The sequence below is a fragment of the Chitinophaga sp. RAB17 genome (assembly GCF_052114225.1).
Classification (GTDB): Bacteria; Bacteroidota; Bacteroidia; order Chitinophagales; family Chitinophagaceae; genus Chitinophaga.
On sequence record NZ_JBFREI010000001.1, the window covers coordinates 1065872 to 1084239 of the forward strand.

Genomic DNA, 18368 nt, shown 5'->3' on the forward strand with positions numbered 1-18368 from the left:
GGAACTTTCCCCTTTTGCCGGTCACCCGACAGCTAATATATTCAAATACACTACACCGCCGCCGCATGTTGTGCCACTACCGCTACCTGCGGCAACGCCACCGGCGCTTCCATCGCCACCGGAATCTCATCTCCTACTTCTGGTCCGTTCTTTGCCAGCTCACTCCCTTCCTTCTTAGATTTAAAAATAGGCCACAACAATTGCGCATACCATTCCTCTTCCTTATAATGCTTCAATCCATAGGCAGCAGGATATTGACGCGTAATAATGCCGGTTCCAAAAATCAGGTCCCAGATAAAAAACATATTTCCAAAATTGCCTTTGTAATTTCCGATGCCATCATCGGTCGTATCCGCATGGTGTGCATGATGCGTGGCCGGCGTTGATATAAGGCGCTCCATCACCCACGCAACAGGATTCAACCAGCGAATCGTATAAAATGGTTTGTCCCATTTAATGCTGGAATGCGCCGCTGTTGTAATCAGTGATTTAATACCGCCTACAAAAAGGGCTGCATAACCTAATCCGAAATACGTCAACGTAACAGTCAGGTAGATCTGCGAAAAAAACATGGTATAAATAATATTCTGTCTGCTCGTCATGGCCATGCCCATATATGGCGCGGAATGATGCGTACGATGAAATCTCCACAAAAGTGGCAACTGATGATGCAGGCGATGATACCAGTACTGGGTGAGATCATCGGCTACCGCCATGATAGCAAAAGCCCACCAGAACGGCACCCACACAAAGGCATCTTTGGCGTTGGGCAGTACCAGAGGCAACAGTTGCAATCCAAAATAAGCAATCATAGGACGCAACACAATCCTCGGCAAAATAAAACAAACGATGTCCAGAATACGTTCATTCTTCGTCCACCTGTTTTCATACAACCCTACAGAAAATTCTACGATACCCACTACCAGCATAATGGCCGGCAGCCCCCAGGTTTTCAGGTTATTAAATACCGCCTCCAGGAATGCAGGAGCCCGGAAAGAAAGATGTTCCGTTGCACCTGTTTCCCATGGCTTGCTGCCACTGATATAAAACCACCCAAACATCAGCGATATGGGCAATACATAGAGCAGCAGACTAATCAGGGAATCCTTCAGGATCACCTGTGTTGGTGTTTTTGCTGTTGTTGTCATAAAATGTATTTTTTTCGTGATTAATGAGGTTGATTAAGTAAAAAATGCAGTAACCAGATGGTACCTGAAATGATGACCAGCGGTATCAGGAAGATAAATATCCCGATAGCAATTTTTTTTGTCAGTATAGCTACATCTGTGATTGTCATAATGAAGGTTTTAAAGATGAAGGATGTATAATTTCTATATGATTAAGCTTACCGGTGAAATTGTAGGGCGACTTATACAATGGTGACACCGAAGAACCCTGATCCCTGCCTACATCCAGTCCTTCATCATAGGGAGTGATGGTAGCATCCGCCTTTGTGATAGCCCGTTCCGCTACTTTCTCTTCATTGATATACAGTGCTTCTGTACCAGCCGGATCTGTTAAACGCTGCGCTGGCGAGTAAGTCAGCACATACCGCAGGATCACTTTACCGCTGGGAAGATCTTTGCCGGAAGTAAGATCTGTCAGCTTACCGTTGATGTTATGCACCGCTTTCAGTTTTCCATTTTGCACAAAAAAAGTGAACCCGGAAAAACGGCCGCCAATGCTTAATAACACGCCTTCATTTTTTGCATCATTTAGTTCCACATCTGCTTTAATTTCAAATGACTGTTCAGAAAGAAATGGTGCAGAACGTGAAGGCACCTGTGTGAGTCCGGGATATAAAATGGCGCGTGCACGTCCATCCAGTGGCCCCCTGGTAAGAATGGCCGGCGTAAGACGGGAAGTATCTCCCAACAATGGATACACTTTATATTTCCATGCCTCTGCATCAAAAAGATCCTGCAACTCCTTTAATTTTGCCGGATTGCTGGGAGCCAGGTCATGTTGCTCATTAAAGTCTTCATTAAGATTGTACAACTCCCATTTATCACCAGAGAAAGGAGTACCGCGACTATGACTCACGGCAGCTTTCCAGCCATCTTTATAAACAGAACGACCACCGGATATTTCATAATATTGTACATGATGTCTGCCTGGAGCGGCGGCGTTGTTAACGGTATAAGCGAGACTTATACCTTCCAGTGTATCCTGAGGATAACCGTTGATGACTTTGGGAATACTTAATCCTGCCAGTTCCAGTACCGTAGGCGTAACACTGTTCACATGTGAATACTGTGTACGGATGCCCCCTTTCTTAATCAGCTTCGGATAAAAAATAATGAGTGGGTTCCGTGTACCACCTTCGCTGTTGGCATCCTGCTTCAGGTAGCGGAATGGTGTGTTGGCTGCCTGCGCCCAGCCTACAGGATAATTAGGACCGGAATCTGCACTGCCGATTTTATCATACAAACTGTCGATGTCTTTTATTCTGCTCTCGTAACTTTCTGTAAATAAACTACCGTCAATATATTCATTAATGCCATGCACATGACCACTGAGACCACCTTCCTTACTGGCGCCATTGTCGCCGATAATAAGCACAATCAGTGTATTATCCAGCTGTTTGGTCTCACGTAAATAATTAATTAATCGCCCAACTTCATAGTCGGTGTGCGATAAAAATCCTGCATACACTTCAAAAAAGCGGGCAAACACTTTCTTTTCAGTAGGAGAAAGTGAATCCCATGGCTTCACACCCGGATTTCGTGGTGGCAACGTTGCGCTGGCAGGTACCAGTCCCAGCTTTTTCTGACGAGCTAATACCTGCTCCCGGTAAGCATCCCAGCCGGCATCAAATTTTCCTTTGTATTGGTTTACCCACGACTTATCTACCTGGTGTGGACCATGGGTGGCCCCAGGCGTAAAATACAGGAAGAAGGGCTTATCAGGTGCAGCCGAATGCTGACCTGCGATATAGGAAATAGCTTTATCCACCAACACCGTGGTAAGATGCTTTCCCTGCAGATCGGGTTCTACTTTTACGGTATTTTCCCAGAGTGCCGGCGTATACTGATCTGTTTCCCCACCCATAAAGCCAAAGAAAGCATCAAATCCACGCCCGGTAGGCCATCGGTTAAAAGGCCCTGCCGGCGTAAGGTCCGGGCTGGGTGTAACATGCCATTTCCCTACGGCGTAAGTGTTGTAACCATCTTCTCTTAATATTTCCGCCACGGTTCCTTTTTCAAATGGCATATAGCCATTATGTCCTGGCAGATTCACTGCCGCATCTATCACCGTAGGCACATTCACCGAATGATGATTACGGCCTGTTAACAGCGAAGCTCGCGTAGGTGAACAGATAGCGGTAGTATGAAAGTTGGTATATCGCAATCCATTATTGGCAAGACTGTCAAAAACCGGTGTGGATACCAATCCGCCAAATGCACTGCTGGCGCCCCAGCCCACATCATCCAGCATAATATAGATGATATTAGGCGCGCCTGCAGGGGCCACCGGATTAAATGGAGCAGGACTAATAACTGTTTGCGAAAGCGTGGGCCCTATCTTGTCGGCATAGCGTTGTTGCGGGCTATGCTGCGCATTTGCGCCTGCTGTGATACTCAGCAGGGCTAATGAAATAAAGGGTCCGGAAGGGAATGAAAATTTCATTTGTTAATGAGTTAGGTTGGCTGATAGATTATTTGTCCCACCACAGTGCAGGTGTTTGATATCCTGATCCTGCCGGCGTATTTTTATTCAGTGATTGTTCATTCTGCGGGTAAGGAATTCGTCTCGGTATCTGTCCATTTGGATTAGCTACGCTGGTACCATTCTTCGCCAGCGGCAACGCCGGATATCCTGTACGACGATAATCTGACCATGCCTCCGGCTGCAGAAATAACGCGATATATTTTTGTGTAACAATCGTATTCAAATCACTGCTGGCAACGCCACTCAGTGTAGTCTTTGCCGTTACATAGGCTGTTTGTTTATCTGTTGTGGCATATGGATCAGCGGGGTTGCTGATCACCCGCTGAAACGAAGAACGTATCGCCGCTTCCAGGGAAGTTTTCACCAATGGATCCGCAGGATTGAGACGCCACCTGGCTTCTGCTTCCAGGAATTTTGCTTCCGAGAAACTGCTGATGATGACAGGTGAAGTAGCGGTACCATAGAAAGAGCCGATCACCGAAAAGGCGCCTGGTACTCCGGGGGCACTACCTCTGTAAGTACTGCTGCCGGTGGGATAAGGCGTAGCGAAATAAGCCCGTCTTGGATCTACCAGTGGTCCTTCCGGCTTGGTAGCAGCATCTGTTACTTCATTACCATTTAACAGGTTTACGAAAGATGCTCCCAGTCCTATCCATCCCGGCCTGTTGGAATTTTGCTGATAAAAAGGATTCGCGTTCGTGGTAGAAGCACCAAATACTACAAGGGCATCAGCAGAATTATCTGCGATGCCTCTGTATCGTGTACCATCATATAATGCCTTCAACACCTGCTGCGCGGCCTCTACGGAATTTATTTTGGTAAGATGTATCGCATATCTTGCTTTCAGCGTATACGCCAACGATTTCCAGCGTTCTACATTGCCACCATATATTACATCATCGGTGGCGGGTAACGCGCCCTGGTTGGCTGTTGCAGGAACAGAAAGCTCCAGGATAGCAGAGTCCAGCTGTCCCTGCAATGCTTTGTAGATATCTTCCTGCTTATCATAAACAGGGTTGGCAACATTATTACCATAGAGTGACTGGCTATAGGGAATATCTCCAAACAGATCTGTTAATGTTCCATAAGCGTAGGTGCTGAGTATACGGGCAATGCCGCTGTAATAAGGAAGTTTCTGCTGTGCGGCAGTCGTCTTCACAATCTTCAGTTCATCCAGTACATCCGCATAAAATCCTCTCCATGTCTGATCAAAATATTGAATAGAGGAAGCATAGTTATCAAAGGAGGCCGCATCTCCATTAGCGCCCGAAGCCTGTTGTATATAGATGTTGGCAATAAGCCCGGCATTCACGCCCAGGTTAAATCCCAGCGCCACTTCTGCCCCGGTTAATACGGCGCTCACCGATACCTGCGTAGAGGCGTTGGGGTTAACATTGGTTCCTTCCAGTGAGCAGGATGCCGGTATTAACAGCATGCTCACTGCAATGAATAAAAGGCCGATGTGTTGATGATATATTTTCATGTTCAGGATTACTTAGTTGGTTAAAAAGATACATTCAATGCCACGCCATAACTTTGTGTGCTGGGTGTTGTCCAGAAGTCAATACCGGCAGCATTCGACAAGCCATTCCGGCTGCCCAGATCCGGATCACTGCCGGTATAATTGGTAGACAGCAGGAAGTTTCTCGCTGTCAGCGTAACGCTGGCAGCAGATATATGTGCAGGCTTTAGTATTTGCTGCGGTAACGCATAAGTCAGGTTTACATCTTTCAGTTTGATCCAGTAGAGATCATGTTCTACGTAAAGCCCCTGTATATTGAAAGTGTTTCTGTACCATGCCTGGGACAACACAGCTTCAATCGTGTTAGGCGCTCCTTTCGATGCAGTAACGCCATCAAAAACAGTTTTGCTGCCTCTTGCTACCGTTGACTCATCTACACCGTTAAATACCATCTGTAAACGCGGCGCATTGAAGATGTCAAATCCAAAGCGGCCATCCAGCAAAAAGGAAAAAGTAAAGGCGCCATATCTGAGTTCATTCCGCAAGCCCACATTAAAATCAGGATTGGGGTCTCCTATTTTTGTAAACGTACTGTTCACTAATGGATAGCCATAGTTAGCACTGGACGGATCATCATTAATGATGGGCTTACCAGCTGCATTGCGTTTCACATCGGTGCCGTAAAACACACCATACGGCTGCCCGGCCTGACCACGCGCTTCCATCCAGATACCACCCAAACTAACACTGGAAATATTATCCGTGATATAATTCACGCGGCTGATGTTTTTGTTAAACAATGCAGTGGCTGTCCAGGAAAATTTTCTGCCGCTAACAATGCGTTGCTGCAGACTTGCTTCTACACCTCTGTTAACGATATTTCCGGCATTGATAAGCGTATAGGCGGCACCGGTAGAGTATGGCAGCGTAACCGGAATGATCTGATCTTTACTGCTGTTATTATAATACACCACCTCCAGTTGTGTTTTATCGTGGAAGAAATGCAGGTCCAGACCGGCTTCCCAGGTACTGATACGTTCTGGTTTCAGATCAGGGTTACCGATAGTGGAGCTATAACTGAGCCCCTGCTTTCCATTAAAAGGAAAGCTGATCGCACTCTGTATCCAGCCGGCACTGGTAGTAGGCACGTAGTAAGTTTCAAGAGAATAAGGATCGGCATCATTTCCTACCTGTGCGTAAGTAGCACGGATCTTACCAAAATTCAGGATACTGTTATTCCAGTGCAGCACATCTGTAAAGATGAAACTGGTGCTGGCAGAAGGATAAAAGAAAGCATTCTTACCTTTTGCCAGTGTAGAGGTCCATTCATTTCTGCCGGTCAGTTCCAGGTATAGCCATTTCCTGAAATCCAGTTTTACATCTGCATATCCTGCCACCAGCTTCTTGCGGATAGTTTGATTAAATGTTTGGGTAGAAGAAGCGTTGGAGATATTAAAATTGCCAGGAATGGTCAGGCCATCACCGCGCGTATTTACCTGGTTCTTCCAGGAATTATAATAATTGTAACCTGCCACCACTGTCAGGTTCAGATCTCTGTTCACTCGCCTGTCAGCCACCAGCAGTACGTCCAGGTTATTATCTCTGCGGGTGTAATTTACATCGTTGATAGTACCTGTTGCCACCCCGGAGGTACCGCGACTAAAAGCACCTTTTCTTACATCGGTATAATAGTCAATACCATAGCGGGCCGTGGCCTTTAACCAGCTGGTGATATCCAGACTTGCTTCTGCAAAAGTGATAAAGCGGTTAAGTTCATCCGACTGCGGGTTCATGTTCAGCGACCAGTATGGATTGTCCCATCCGATGCCATTTGCATAGGAGCGGCTGTCGCCCCAGGGCTTGGCGCTGGTAGGCGGCAGCTTATATGACTCCGGATGTTCCCAGGGTTTGGAGTACCCGTTTGTGATATCAAAATTCGCCGGTGAGTTGATTAACGCGCGAACCACGTTCGTATTAAATCCACCCATCAGCGCCCGGTTATCTGCGCCATCCTTGATGTAGTTCAGTCCACCGGATACTTTCAGCCGGTCATTCACGGTGTAGTCACCATTGAAACGAAAGGTATGCCTGAAAAAATCAGTCGTAGGAATGATGCCCGTCTGTTTCAGATTTCCATAGGAGAAATAATATCCTGCATTCCCCGTATTGCCATAGAAGCTGATATGCTGGTCATTCGTATAGCCGTTGACAAAAAAGTTATCAATATTATTATACCTGTTTACCGGAATGCCATTGGAGCTGGGATCGCTCTTTCCTACAATCGTTCCATTTTTATCAAAGTTGCTGGGCAATGAGCTGTAGGTCAGGGTATCCAGCAAAGCGCCCCAGTTTTCATCAGATCCGGTGGTGCCGGGTTTCACATATTGTCCGCCTATGCCATTGGAAAAACTGGTTTGTCGCGGTTGCACACGGCGATTAATTTTATCAACGGTAAAGGAGCCGCTATAGCTCACGCCAAATGTTTTATCTGTAAGAGCCGTTCCTCTTTTAGTGTTGATCACTACTGCGCCATTGGAGGCCCTGATACCATACAAAGCAGCTGCGGCGGGGCCTTTCAGCACCGTTACGCTGGCAATATCGCCCGGGTTAATATCAATCCCGCGATTGGAAGGTGTGGCAAGGGAAACGCTGTTGGAAATGGGAAGTATGTCCTGTATAGAATTATCTATAGGAACACCGTCTAAAATAAATAGTGGTGCATTACTCCCCAATAAGGAACTATTACCCCTGATTTTTATGGTAGATGATCCTCCGGGAGAACCACCGGAATTATTGATCTGCACACCCGGCACCTTGCCGCTCAGGGCAGATACAATGTTAGGTTCGCGGCTGTCTTTCAATGCGGCGCCTTTTATTTCGCCTACGCTGTAGCCGAGTGACCTGGTGGCACTTTTTATACCTACGGCTGTTACCACCACTTCTGATAAAGCCTGCTGTTGTTCCAGCTTTATCACGTTGTTAAGGTCATTCTTTGTGATAACTACTTCCTGGGGCTGATATCCTACAAAGGTGACGATGATGGTACCTGGTAACGTTGTCAGGCTTAGCTGATACGTTCCGGTAGCATCTGTTTGTGTACCTGATTTTCCATTCTTAACACGTACAGATGCGCCGGGCAGCGCTTCCTGTGTTTTACTATCAATCACTTTTCCTTTTAATAATACGGGCGCCTGCGCAAACGCATGGCTGCCGATGAATAATAGCGCAGCATACCAGACTGCGGGTTGTAAATTTTTGAACATACAAATGAGATTAGATGTTGGACAGACAGGGCAATAAGTATCCTGATGGCCGTATTACGTGCCATACAGATAACCGGATGCATTCATCAGGGGACAATTAGGAAAGGCCTAACAACAACAGCAGCAACAGCAAACAGATGTTGTTTTGCCGGCGTTCACTTTTTTACTGCGTCTATTGTTGTGCAATAGCTGATTCATGGTTGAAAATATTTAATAGTAACTCCCGGTTGCTTGTTTGAAGCAACTTCAATAAAGAATCATTCAGCTTTGCTTTGTATGGTGGGACAAAGACTTTTGCCGGAGATACCGGCATTTGGTGGTGGTAAATTTCTATTAGTCTACTATAATTGTAGACAAATATACAACGGGGTTTTGGAAAACGCAAGGGGTCTATGAAAAAATAATCTGCGGCCAACATCACTGCAACGCAGGGACAGGGTGAAAATAAAAACGCTCCACATGTTGATGTGAAGCGTTGCTTTGTTGCCCAACCAGGATTCGAACCTAGACAAATAGAACCAAAATCTATCGTACTACCATTATACTATTAGGCATTGTTTAACGGGATGCAAATGTAGTTTTTTTCTTAAATAAAACAACACCTGCAAAAAATAATTCCTGGAACAGATCATTATTTCCGTATCGACACTGCCGCTATACCTACTGCCACCGCATCTTCCACGCCACCCAATGCAGCATCTCTTACTTTAAATTTACGGCCTGTTTCCCGGCGCAGATAGAAGAATGCATAGGCGGCGGCTACTGCTGCCACGGCGCCTATCAACCCACCTTTCCATGCTTTGCCGCCTTTTGCCTGATAAAGAGTAGCACCCACCAATGCACCTGAAAGTGCTCTGCCGGCAATACCGGCAGCGGCTATACGATCTCCTGTACCAGGGGCTTTATCTACCACCAGCTCACCTGCTGCCATGGTCTGTAAAAAACGCGCAGTACCCGGCTTTTGCATAAAGGCCAGGGGTGAGCGACGTAGTTTATCGGAAGGTTCCTGGCTGAGTGAATAACTGGTGAAGGCAGGACCCATCGCACTACGCATCCCGGTGACTATTCCCAAACCAATAACCTGAAATATGGAAGGTATAATTGCTTTTTTCATACCAGCTGCGCAACAATCATTGTGCCACGCCTGCCATTCCTGCTGTGTGTGCTTCTCTAAAAATATAAAATAATAAAATGTTCAAATAATTGATTTTTAATTTATAAAGATAGATGTAGTTACTTTGTAGTACCTTATCTCAGAACATGTAGACATTGTGTAGTAGACATAATACACCAACTGCTATCAGGTCATTTTACCTTTGCCATACATCATCGTTAAACCAAAAAACGCAACAAACTATGAAAACAAATCAATGGGCTATGATTGCTTACATCACCCTGATAGGATGGATCATTGCTTATGTAAAAAGTAAAGAAGAGAGAAGTGCCCTGGTAAATTATCACCTGGAGCAGGCCCTGGGTCTTGTGATAGCCAGTATCATCTGGTCTGTTGCGCTTGGAATTGTTATCGCCGTTTTACCCGCAGCGCTGAGCGGTATACTCTCTTTTGCAGGTTTCTTACCCCTGGTATTTATGGTTTTTGGCATTATCAACGCCAACAACAACGTTCAACAACCTATACCTGTAATAGGAAAAATGTTCGAAAACAAGTTTGTTTTCCTGCAGAACTAAAGTGAATGCCCCTGGTAACTGCCGGGTACAAAGACTTTACTTGTGAATGAGGTAAACCCTTGAATGAGACTGACTGTGATGGTCAGTCTCATTCTTTTTATGCAGCTACTGTACCATGTTCATCAACCATGCATCCAGTCCTTCTTCTTTGCCCAGCCCCAGTTTTTGCTTAATCCGGTAGCGCGACATCAGGATACTTTTGGGTGCTACCCCCATCCTGGAAGAAATTTCTTTGGTAGATAAACCCATAGATATATAAGAGCAATGCTTCAAATCAAGGCGGGTCAAGGTATTGCCGGCCTTCTCCTGCAGACGGCTGAAAAATTCCGGATGAATATTTTCCAGCTCTGTCTTCGCCGTTTCAAAGTCTTCATCCATACGCCGGTGCTGATCTATCATACGCGTAATTTGCCCTACCAGGTTACGATCCCCCGATTTTTCAGAGAGTTTCTCCTGCAATGTTTGCAGCAGTTCATTCTTCTGCTCCACCTGTAAAGCCCCTGCCAGTAAGTCTTTCTGCAGTTGTTCCTTCTGGGCCTGCATCAGTTGCTGTTCGGCCTGTAGCCGTGCGGCTTCCTCACTTTGAAGTCTTGCCTGCAGGGCGGCTTCCTGTTTTTCCAATGCCAGCGCTCTGGCTTCTTCGTCTTTCAACCGCATCTGTAATACTGCATCCTGCTTTTCTTTTTCCAGCAAGGCCTGCTGCTGAATAGTAGATTTCAACCGGAAATGATAGGAGCGGAAAAGGAATACCAGCACCAGTATACAAGCCACTATCAATATCACATATACGATGTTCAGCTTTTTATTGAAAGCTGCTTTTTCCTGTAACGCACTCAGCTCCTGCTCTCTTTGCTGCGCCTGGTACTGCGCTTCCAGTCTTTTGGTGATGGACATTTTTTCTGCGTCAAAAGCCGCAGCATAATATTTACTGTGCTCGCGGGCGTAGTTCAACGCCCCCAACAGATCGCCTTTCTTTTCCGCCACCTCCGACAAAGCACTCATGAGATGTGCCATCACCTTATTATCGGGAGAAGTAGACCTCAGCAAAGTTTCCAGTCCTGCCATTAAAAAATGCGAGGCACGATCATAGTGTCCATCTTCTATTTCAAAGCTGCTCATCATCCCATAACTGCTGGCGATGACCTCCTGCTGATCAGTAGCGGTGCCTATTTCCAGGGAAATTTGCAGATAATGCAGAGCGGAATCGCGGTAGCTGCGTGGAAAATATTCCGCATACAGATTAGCGGTATTCAACGCTACCAGTCCCAATATACTCGGAAAGCTGATCCTGTTCTTATTTTGCTGGTAGTACTGTATGGCAATGCGATTGTAATACAGGGAGGAATCCAGCAGCTTCCGGGCACTGGTATCACGGGCAAACCGGTTCTCATAACTGCCGGCAATGGCCTGGTAAGCATTGCACATATCATCCGGATCGGGGAAACGCTTTGTGGCATCAAGGGTCGCAAAGGCATACCGCGACTGGTTTTCCAGATCATCCCAGTCGGCATAAATGGAAGAAAGATTATATAAAATACTGGTTGCTAAACTATTGGCCGGTTGCCCAACTCCATACTTTAAAGCCTGCTGAAAGCTCTTCACAGCATCATGCGGCTTGCCGATCCTGTTTTCCAGCCATCCTTTCCGGTACCATACATTCTCCATCGTCAACGGATCACCGGATTGCTCCGCCAGCAGGAAAGCACTGTCCAGCTGCAGCTGCACCTTCTTCACTTCTTCCTGTCCAAACATTAACGACACCAGGGAAGAATGACATTGTGCGGCATACTTACTATCCTTTAAAGAACGACTCATCGATAAAGCTACCTGCGCATTTGCAAGCGCTTCTTTATGATCATGGCTTATTAAAGCACGACTCAGTTTCAATCTTGTTAACACCTGTTCCTCCGGTGTTAACGTCCGTTGCGTCAATACCTGCTTTAATGAATCCAGCACGGTTTGAGCATCTAAAGTAGCGGTAGATAGCAGGCTAATGATGGCACATAACACAAATACCAGCCTCCATTTGATACGGTTCATCCCGCAAAAATACTATTTGTAGTTGTTTTGTAGATATAAAAAAAGGAATGCTGTAGTCACGTTGTAGATGCTACAAATGCCTGAAGTCCGCTACAGCACTGTATTTTTGCATCAGAGTTCATTTATAGAAAAGGATCATATGGAAAAAATGAAAAACCGGCATCCTAGGCCTGAACTTACCAACGCATATATACGGCCTTTCCTCTTTTGTTAATTACCCCCAAATTCTTTTTTTACTTCATTATAAAAAAAGATAATGCAGTAAACTGGTATTGACCCGGTTTACTGCATTTTTAATAAATAACGGAATAATAGAACGCAATACGATTACAGCCCCGTTTCCAGGTGCTGCTGATCTTTCAGCAACTGCGCTTTTAATTTTTCGTAGTCAACTTCCTGCACCGCCTTATTTTCTGCAATCGCCAATACGGCAGCCGTGGCAGCACTTTGCCCCAATATCATAAATACGGGTTCCATCCGGATAGAGCCATAGGCAATATGGGAAGCCGACACACATACAGGCACCAACAGGTTACTGCATTCCTGCTGATGGGGTAGTATTGCCCCATAAGCCACTTTATATGGCGCTTTAATATCCACACCTATATCTCCTTCATTTTGTACAAAGCCATCTTTTTTCACATAACGCTGCGCGTTATGTGCATCCAATGTATAAGAGCCCATGCCGATAGATTGAGGTACTTCGCTTTTCCCAACAACGGTCTGCTCTGTCATCACAAACTCCCCTTTCATCCGCCGGGCTTCCCGGATATACAGCTGATGCGGCCAGTTTCCATTATCCTTAAACTCATCAGCCGACAAGCCCCATGTTTTCATACGGGCCTGAATAGCCGCCGGCACCCGGGGATCGTTGGCCAGAAAATACAGGAGTCCCTGCTGATACGCTTCATGTTCCCGGATAATTTCCTTTCTGCGGGCATAGCTTCCCTCCGGATAGTCGTAATTCATGCCGATATTATCCATGCTAAAAGGACCATGATTATTCACATCGGTTTTATGATTGGGGATAAGATCAAATTTATTAAACACTTCATTCCAGCCACTATCCAGTACCCTGCCCAGCAATTCATATTTAGCAGCATCATACCCGATCGGTTTGGGAAAAGATATCCGGTTGGCAGCGTTATCGGTCAGGCATAAACGAAAACAATAAGCCTGGATTCTATGATCCGCTACTCCCTTTTCACCCGGATTTTCTGCAGATACACCCGGCAACAGCCCACTGCCGGAGTCTCCGGCAATACGGTAAGGACTGATATGCTGTTTAAAATAATGGCCGTGATGTAAAACACCTGTCTGTATTCCATTCCAGGACTCACCATAAGTAGCATTTGCTTCCCGGCCCACGGTATAACTCACCCCCGCTGCTGCCATCAGATCGCCTTCATAAGTGGCGTCAATGAATATTTTACCGCTGTAAGTATGCCCACTCAAAGTAGTGATCGCCTGTATTTTGCCGGCCTTCTTTGCTACCCCCTGCTCCCGGTTCAGCCACTCGCCCCTGTAAATAACGAGGTTATTTTCCCGGACATAATCTTCCATCACCTGCTCTGCCACATGTGGCTCAAAGATCCACATAGTGCGTGCAGCGCCATCCATTGCAGGTGTACCTTGTCCCTTATTCCCGTACTCAGAAGGCTTTTGCCAGTTCCAGGCGGATGGTTGCTGATAATGCAGCCAGATACGATGATAAAAATCCCGCGCCAAACCACCAATAACAGATTTATTACCGGTATCAGTAAAGCCAAGCCCCCCGGAAGAGAGGCCACCAAGATGTTTATCAGGAGATACCACGATCACACTTTTCCCCATCTTATGTACCTGCACGGCAGCAATGACCGCAGCAGCAGTCCCCCCGTAAATAATCACATCTGCCTTATAAACAGGTGCGGTACCCTGGGAAAATAAAGCGGGTAATAGCAGTACAGTGATCAGTAAACATACTTTTCTCATGCAAATAATAATTTTTTAAGATACGCAGGATAGCTTTTCCCTTCTATGCCACCATCGCCGAAAGTGATACTGTCACCGAAACAAACGATCCGGTTTCGAGGTAGCTTTTTCTGTTGGATGTATTCAAAAATGGCCACCGCCATGGTTCGGTAGCCTGCCGGTGTTGGGTGTACACCATCTGTTACGTTACTGTTGACTACATTTTTAATCAAACTTTCTGCGCCTTCACCAATGTCGCCTGTTTGCTGAAAAATAAAATGCATATCCAGCAGATCCTGCCTATAGTCTGCCGCCACTTTGCGGATCACTTCATTCACCTGTCGTTTTCGTTCCGTATGACCTTCCGGCTCATAAAAAGCTGCCGGATGACGGATATGCAAATAAGGCTCATAAACCGGCAGGATGGTCATCAGCAATACCCGGCTTTTAATAGCCACTATTTTTGATACGATCTCCCGCAGATTTTTTTCATACTCAGGTAATGGAATATGCTTACGGGAATTCATATCATTGGTACCAATCATGAGAATGGTCAGTTCCGGTTTACGTTCCAGGCAGTCGGGGGTAATGCGTCCCAACAGATCTACGGTATTATTGCCGCCTATTCCGGCATTTACAATAAAACCATCGTTGGTGGCAGCATAGGCGTTGCCAGGAAAATAAGTGTCGGGTAAAGAAAGGGTAGCAGTCAGCAAACCGGCTTGTAGAAAATTTCTGCGATGCATAGCTTAGTACTTTATTTTAATGCCGTTGCCGGCTCCGGAGTTTGAATAGGTAAGATAATAATCTCTCTATACAAAAGCAGGAAATGTTAGAACTATGTGGTACTCCGCTAAAGACAAATGCGCTTCTCTCCTTTGAAAAATAAAACATCTGATGTTTAAATAAACATCATACCTTTGTAGTGTAAATGTGAATTCATGGATCAGACATCCAAATTATCAGACCGCGTCATCAACGCCATACAGAAAGATATCTCTCAGGGGAAATACAAACCAGGACAGAAAATACCGGCGGAACCGGAACTGATGGTACAATACGCTGTAGGCCGCTCCACCATCCGGGAAGCAATTAAAACCCTGGCCATGAGCGGGGTATTGCGGGTACAACAGGGCGCCGGCACCTTTGTGAATGAAACCATCAAAGCAGAATCGCTGGACCAGCGCCTGCGCCGGGCAGACTTCGAAGAAATTAACCAGGTAAGACGTATGCTGGATTATGAAATCGTAAAACTCGCAGCAGAAAATCATACCAAAGAAGATATCCAACACCTGAAACTCCTGCTGGAACAACGCAAAAAAGCCATCCTGGAACAACAATACCAGCAATGCATGGATGCGGACATTGCCTTTCATACCGCCATCGCCAAAGCGTCCGGCAACAACGTACTGGCAGACCTGTTCCGCAGCTTCACTGTCGTGATCCGCGATTTCTTTGCTAAACGCGATACCCAAAGCATCAGCCATTTTGCAATCAGTCATCATTTGCATGAAGCTTTATATAAAGCCATCAAAAGCGGCAACGCCAAATTATCCCGGCAGGTAATGGAAGATATCCTGGACAACAATTATTAAATTTTGAAAGATGAATATTCTGATATTTAGCGTGATCCTGTTGGGAAGCGCTTACATGGCAGGACTTTTAGGTTCCATCACCGGATTGGGCGGCGGCGTAATTCTCATTCCCCTGCTCACGCTTATATTTCACGTAGACATCCGTTATGCCATAGGTACCGCGCTGCTGGCTTCTATCGCCAACTCCTCCGGCGCCGCTACGGCTTATATAAAAGAAGGCATCACTAACATCAGGCTCGGCATGTTCCTGGAAATAGCCACTACCGCAGGTGCGGTGGTGGGTGCACTCATCGCCGTATTTATGCCGGTTAATGCTATTGCCATTTTGCTGGGCGTAGTACTTATATTTTCCGCTGCCATGACCATGCGCAAAAAAAATGTACATGCAGAACAAACCGGCAGCAAATTATCTTACCTGCTGAAGCTCAACAGCAGCTATCCCACACCTAACGGTGAAGTCAACTATAAACTGAAAAATGTAGGCGGCGGATTTTCTATTATGCTGGTCGCCGGCGTACTCTCCGGCCTGCTGGGCATTGGCTCCGGCGCATTGAAAGTGCTGGCTATGGACAGCACCATGCGCATTCCTTTTAAAGTAAGTACCACTACCAGCAACTTCATGATAGGTGTTACTGCGGCGGCCAGTGCGGTGGTATACCTGCAGAGAGGATATATAGATCCCGGCATTGCTTTCCCGGTGATACTGGGTGTATTGGGCGGCGCCTTCACAGGCGCGAGAATACTCACCATGATCAACCCTACTACGTTGCGGATCATTTTTGGGGTGGCCATTACGTTTGTAGCCATAGAAATGATCTATAACGGATTACATCACCAGTTTTAACAGCAGCAGCATGAAACCTTTGAAGAAATTATTAGTAGATCGCGATATTGAACTATTCATTGGCCAGGTACTGAGGATAGGCGTCATCACCGCCAGCTGCATTGCGCTGCTGGGAGGCATCTTGTACCTGGTACAGCAGGGCGCCGCCAGTATTCCGGAGTATAGTGTGTTTAAGGGAGAAGGCGCGGATTACACCTCTTTCCGGGGCATCTTCCATGGTGTAGCTACCGGCAACGCCACCGAAATAATACAACTGGGCGTACTCGTATTACTGGCAACTCCCATTCTCCGCATCTTTTTCTCCCTGATTGCTTTTGCTATAGAAAAAGATAAGCTCTATGTGGTGATTACCATGATCGTGCTCTGCATCATTCTGTTCAGTATGTTCGGTGGACTGAAAGTATAAGTTTATTCTTCTCTCAGTCGTTCATCCGTATACGTGATAGCAGTTCTGCCATGTGGTACAGGTTTACCATGTTCATCTACACTGACAAACACCATTCTGTCCACTGTGAGAATCGTTTTTTGTGTAATCTTGTTTCTTACCTGGCAAGTGAGGGTAAGTGAGGTACGGCCGAAATGGGTAGCCTTAATGCCCAGTTCCACGATATCGCCCTGTTTGGCAGAGTTGATAAAGTTAATTTCAGACATGTACTTTGTCACGCAGCGGTTGGTACCTAATTGAATAATGGAATAAATAGCAGCTTCTTCATCGATCCAGCGCAGCAGGCTGCCGCCAAATAAAGTTCCGTGTGCATTCAGATCCTCCGGCTTTACCCATTTCCGTGTGTAAAAGTTCATGACGATAATTTTGTTCCTGGTAAAAAAGCAAAGCTATTCCATTCTTACATACGGTGTACCACTTTTCCGGCTAACCTGGAAATTATTCTGCCAGGGAAGTTAATTATCCGGGAAAGCAGTACACCCCGGTAAAATCGTATAACCTTTTCCGTTATCGTTTATTTTTTCGGCAGATAAATAACTTATTTATCTTTTTCCGGTAATTCGGGCGAATGTAGCTTCACTGGCTTTTCCGAACGTGATCTCATTTTCAGGTTCAGCACTTCTATAAATACAGAGAATGCCATCGCGAAATAAATATATCCTTTGGGAATATGCTGATCAAAACTTTCTGCAATCAGGGAAACGCCAATCAGCAACAGGAAAGACAACGCCAGCATTTTCACTGTAGGATGCCTGTTAACGAAATGACTGATGGATTCTGACGCCAGCATCATTACACCTACTGCTATTACTACTGCAGCAATCATGATCTCCACATGATCAGCCATACCCACCGCGGTGATTACAGAATCCAGCGAAAACACAATATCCAGTAATAATATCTGCACAATTACCTGACCAAATCCCAGGGCTTTTCCTTTTGCTTCTCCATGCTCTCCACCTTCCAGCTTTTCATGTATCTCGGCGGTGCTTTTATAAATCAGGAACAATCCACCTATCAACAAAATAAGATCCCTGCCGGAAATAGCCATCTTTTCCAGCCATTCCGGATGTTGTATACCTATCCAGTCACCCACATTAAAAAGCGGTTTCGTCAGCGACATGATCCAACTGATAGACAACAGTAATAAAACACGTACAAACATAGCCAGCCCCAATCCCAGGCGCCGTGCTTTCTTTTGCTTGTCTGCCGGCAGCTTCCCTGCCAGAATAGAAATAAATACGATGTTATCAATACCGAGTACTATTTCCAGTACGGTTAGCGTCAAAAGACTAATCAGCGCATCTGCGTTAAGCAAGTGTTCCATAATTGACAGTTATATATAGGTTGTTGCATGTGCAAACCGTAATATACTTTCTTTTTCACTAGTGATAAAATCTGCTAA

The 18368-nt window shown here is 45.9% G+C and carries 15 protein-coding genes and 1 tRNA gene; 4 read left to right on the forward strand and 12 right to left on the reverse strand.

What is annotated here, in order from left to right; translation table 11 throughout:
• Positions 1-50: 50 nt before the first annotated feature.
• From AB4Z08_RS04050 to AB4Z08_RS04080, 7 genes are all read right to left on the reverse strand, one after another.
• Positions 51-1148 carry a sterol desaturase family protein gene (locus AB4Z08_RS04050; protein ID WP_441572490.1) on the reverse strand — a complete coding sequence of 366 codons (1098 nt, stop codon included), beginning with the start codon at positions 1146-1148 and terminating at the stop codon, positions 51-53.
• 20 nt (positions 1149-1168) lie between these two features.
• Positions 1169-1297, reverse strand: a complete 129-nt coding sequence (locus AB4Z08_RS04055) for a hypothetical protein (protein ID WP_441572491.1) — start codon at positions 1295-1297, stop codon at positions 1169-1171.
• Positions 1294-3630, reverse strand: a complete 2337-nt coding sequence (locus AB4Z08_RS04060; RefSeq protein ID WP_441572492.1) for an arylsulfatase — start codon at positions 3628-3630, stop codon at positions 1294-1296. The genes AB4Z08_RS04055 and AB4Z08_RS04060 overlap by 4 nt, the downstream gene beginning before the upstream one ends.
• A gap of 28 nt (positions 3631-3658) precedes the next feature.
• Complete coding sequence (locus AB4Z08_RS04065; protein WP_441572493.1) at positions 3659-5155, reverse strand: SusD/RagB family nutrient-binding outer membrane lipoprotein; 1497 nt, start codon at positions 5153-5155, stop codon at positions 3659-3661.
• Between the two features lie 20 nt (positions 5156-5175).
• The gene (locus tag AB4Z08_RS04070; RefSeq protein WP_441572494.1) at positions 5176-8397 is read right to left on the reverse strand and encodes a SusC/RagA family TonB-linked outer membrane protein; all 3222 of its coding nucleotides are present in this window, start codon (positions 8395-8397) and stop codon (positions 5176-5178) included.
• Positions 8398-8880: 483 nt separating this feature from the next.
• Positions 8881-8951, reverse strand: a tRNA-Gln gene (locus tag AB4Z08_RS04075).
• A gap of 77 nt (positions 8952-9028) precedes the next feature.
• On the reverse strand, positions 9029-9511 hold the full coding sequence (locus AB4Z08_RS04080; protein ID WP_441572495.1) for a hypothetical protein: 483 nt from the start codon (positions 9509-9511) through the stop codon (positions 9029-9031).
• 242 nt (positions 9512-9753) lie between these two features.
• Here AB4Z08_RS04080 and AB4Z08_RS04085 point away from each other — a divergent pair, with 242 nt between their 5' ends.
• Positions 9754-10086: a DUF4870 domain-containing protein gene (locus AB4Z08_RS04085; RefSeq protein ID WP_441572496.1), complete on the forward strand. Its 333-nt coding sequence runs from the start codon at positions 9754-9756 to the stop codon at positions 10084-10086.
• A 105-nt stretch (positions 10087-10191) separates the two neighbouring features.
• On the opposite strand, the gene AB4Z08_RS04090 is transcribed toward AB4Z08_RS04085, so the two are convergent.
• The 3 genes from AB4Z08_RS04090 to AB4Z08_RS04100 form a co-directional block, all read right to left on the reverse strand.
• Positions 10192-12126 carry a hypothetical protein gene (locus tag AB4Z08_RS04090; RefSeq protein WP_441572497.1) on the reverse strand — a complete coding sequence of 645 codons (1935 nt, stop codon included), beginning with the start codon at positions 12124-12126 and terminating at the stop codon, positions 10192-10194.
• 327 nt (positions 12127-12453) lie between these two features.
• Positions 12454-14100, reverse strand: a complete 1647-nt coding sequence (locus AB4Z08_RS04095) for an FAD-dependent oxidoreductase (protein ID WP_441572498.1) — start codon at positions 14098-14100, stop codon at positions 12454-12456.
• Positions 14097-14825 (reverse strand): GDSL-type esterase/lipase family protein, encoded by a 729-nt coding sequence (locus AB4Z08_RS04100; RefSeq protein ID WP_441572499.1) that lies wholly within the window; start codon positions 14823-14825, stop codon positions 14097-14099. The genes AB4Z08_RS04095 and AB4Z08_RS04100 overlap by 4 nt, the downstream gene beginning before the upstream one ends.
• Before the next feature lie 195 nt (positions 14826-15020).
• Here AB4Z08_RS04100 and AB4Z08_RS04105 point away from each other — a divergent pair, with 195 nt between their 5' ends.
• From AB4Z08_RS04105 to AB4Z08_RS04115, 3 genes are read left to right on the forward strand one after another with little or no spacing between them, the layout of a single operon-like run.
• Positions 15021-15674: a FadR/GntR family transcriptional regulator gene (locus AB4Z08_RS04105; RefSeq protein WP_441572500.1), complete on the forward strand. Its 654-nt coding sequence runs from the start codon at positions 15021-15023 to the stop codon at positions 15672-15674.
• A 10-nt stretch (positions 15675-15684) separates the two neighbouring features.
• Positions 15685-16518, forward strand: a complete 834-nt coding sequence (locus tag AB4Z08_RS04110; RefSeq protein ID WP_441572501.1) for a sulfite exporter TauE/SafE family protein — start codon at positions 15685-15687, stop codon at positions 16516-16518.
• A gap of 10 nt (positions 16519-16528) precedes the next feature.
• Positions 16529-16924, forward strand: coding sequence for a DUF1634 domain-containing protein (locus tag AB4Z08_RS04115; RefSeq protein ID WP_441572502.1), 396 nt, complete (start codon positions 16529-16531; stop codon positions 16922-16924).
• 2 nt (positions 16925-16926) lie between these two features.
• On the opposite strand, the gene AB4Z08_RS04120 is transcribed toward AB4Z08_RS04115, so the two are convergent.
• Positions 16927-17319 (reverse strand): acyl-CoA thioesterase, encoded by a 393-nt coding sequence (locus AB4Z08_RS04120; RefSeq protein ID WP_441572503.1) that lies wholly within the window; start codon positions 17317-17319, stop codon positions 16927-16929.
• A 182-nt stretch (positions 17320-17501) separates the two neighbouring features.
• Complete coding sequence (locus AB4Z08_RS04125) at positions 17502-18290, reverse strand: TerC family protein (protein ID WP_441572504.1); 789 nt, start codon at positions 18288-18290, stop codon at positions 17502-17504.
• Between the last annotated feature and the right edge of the window lie 78 nt (positions 18291-18368).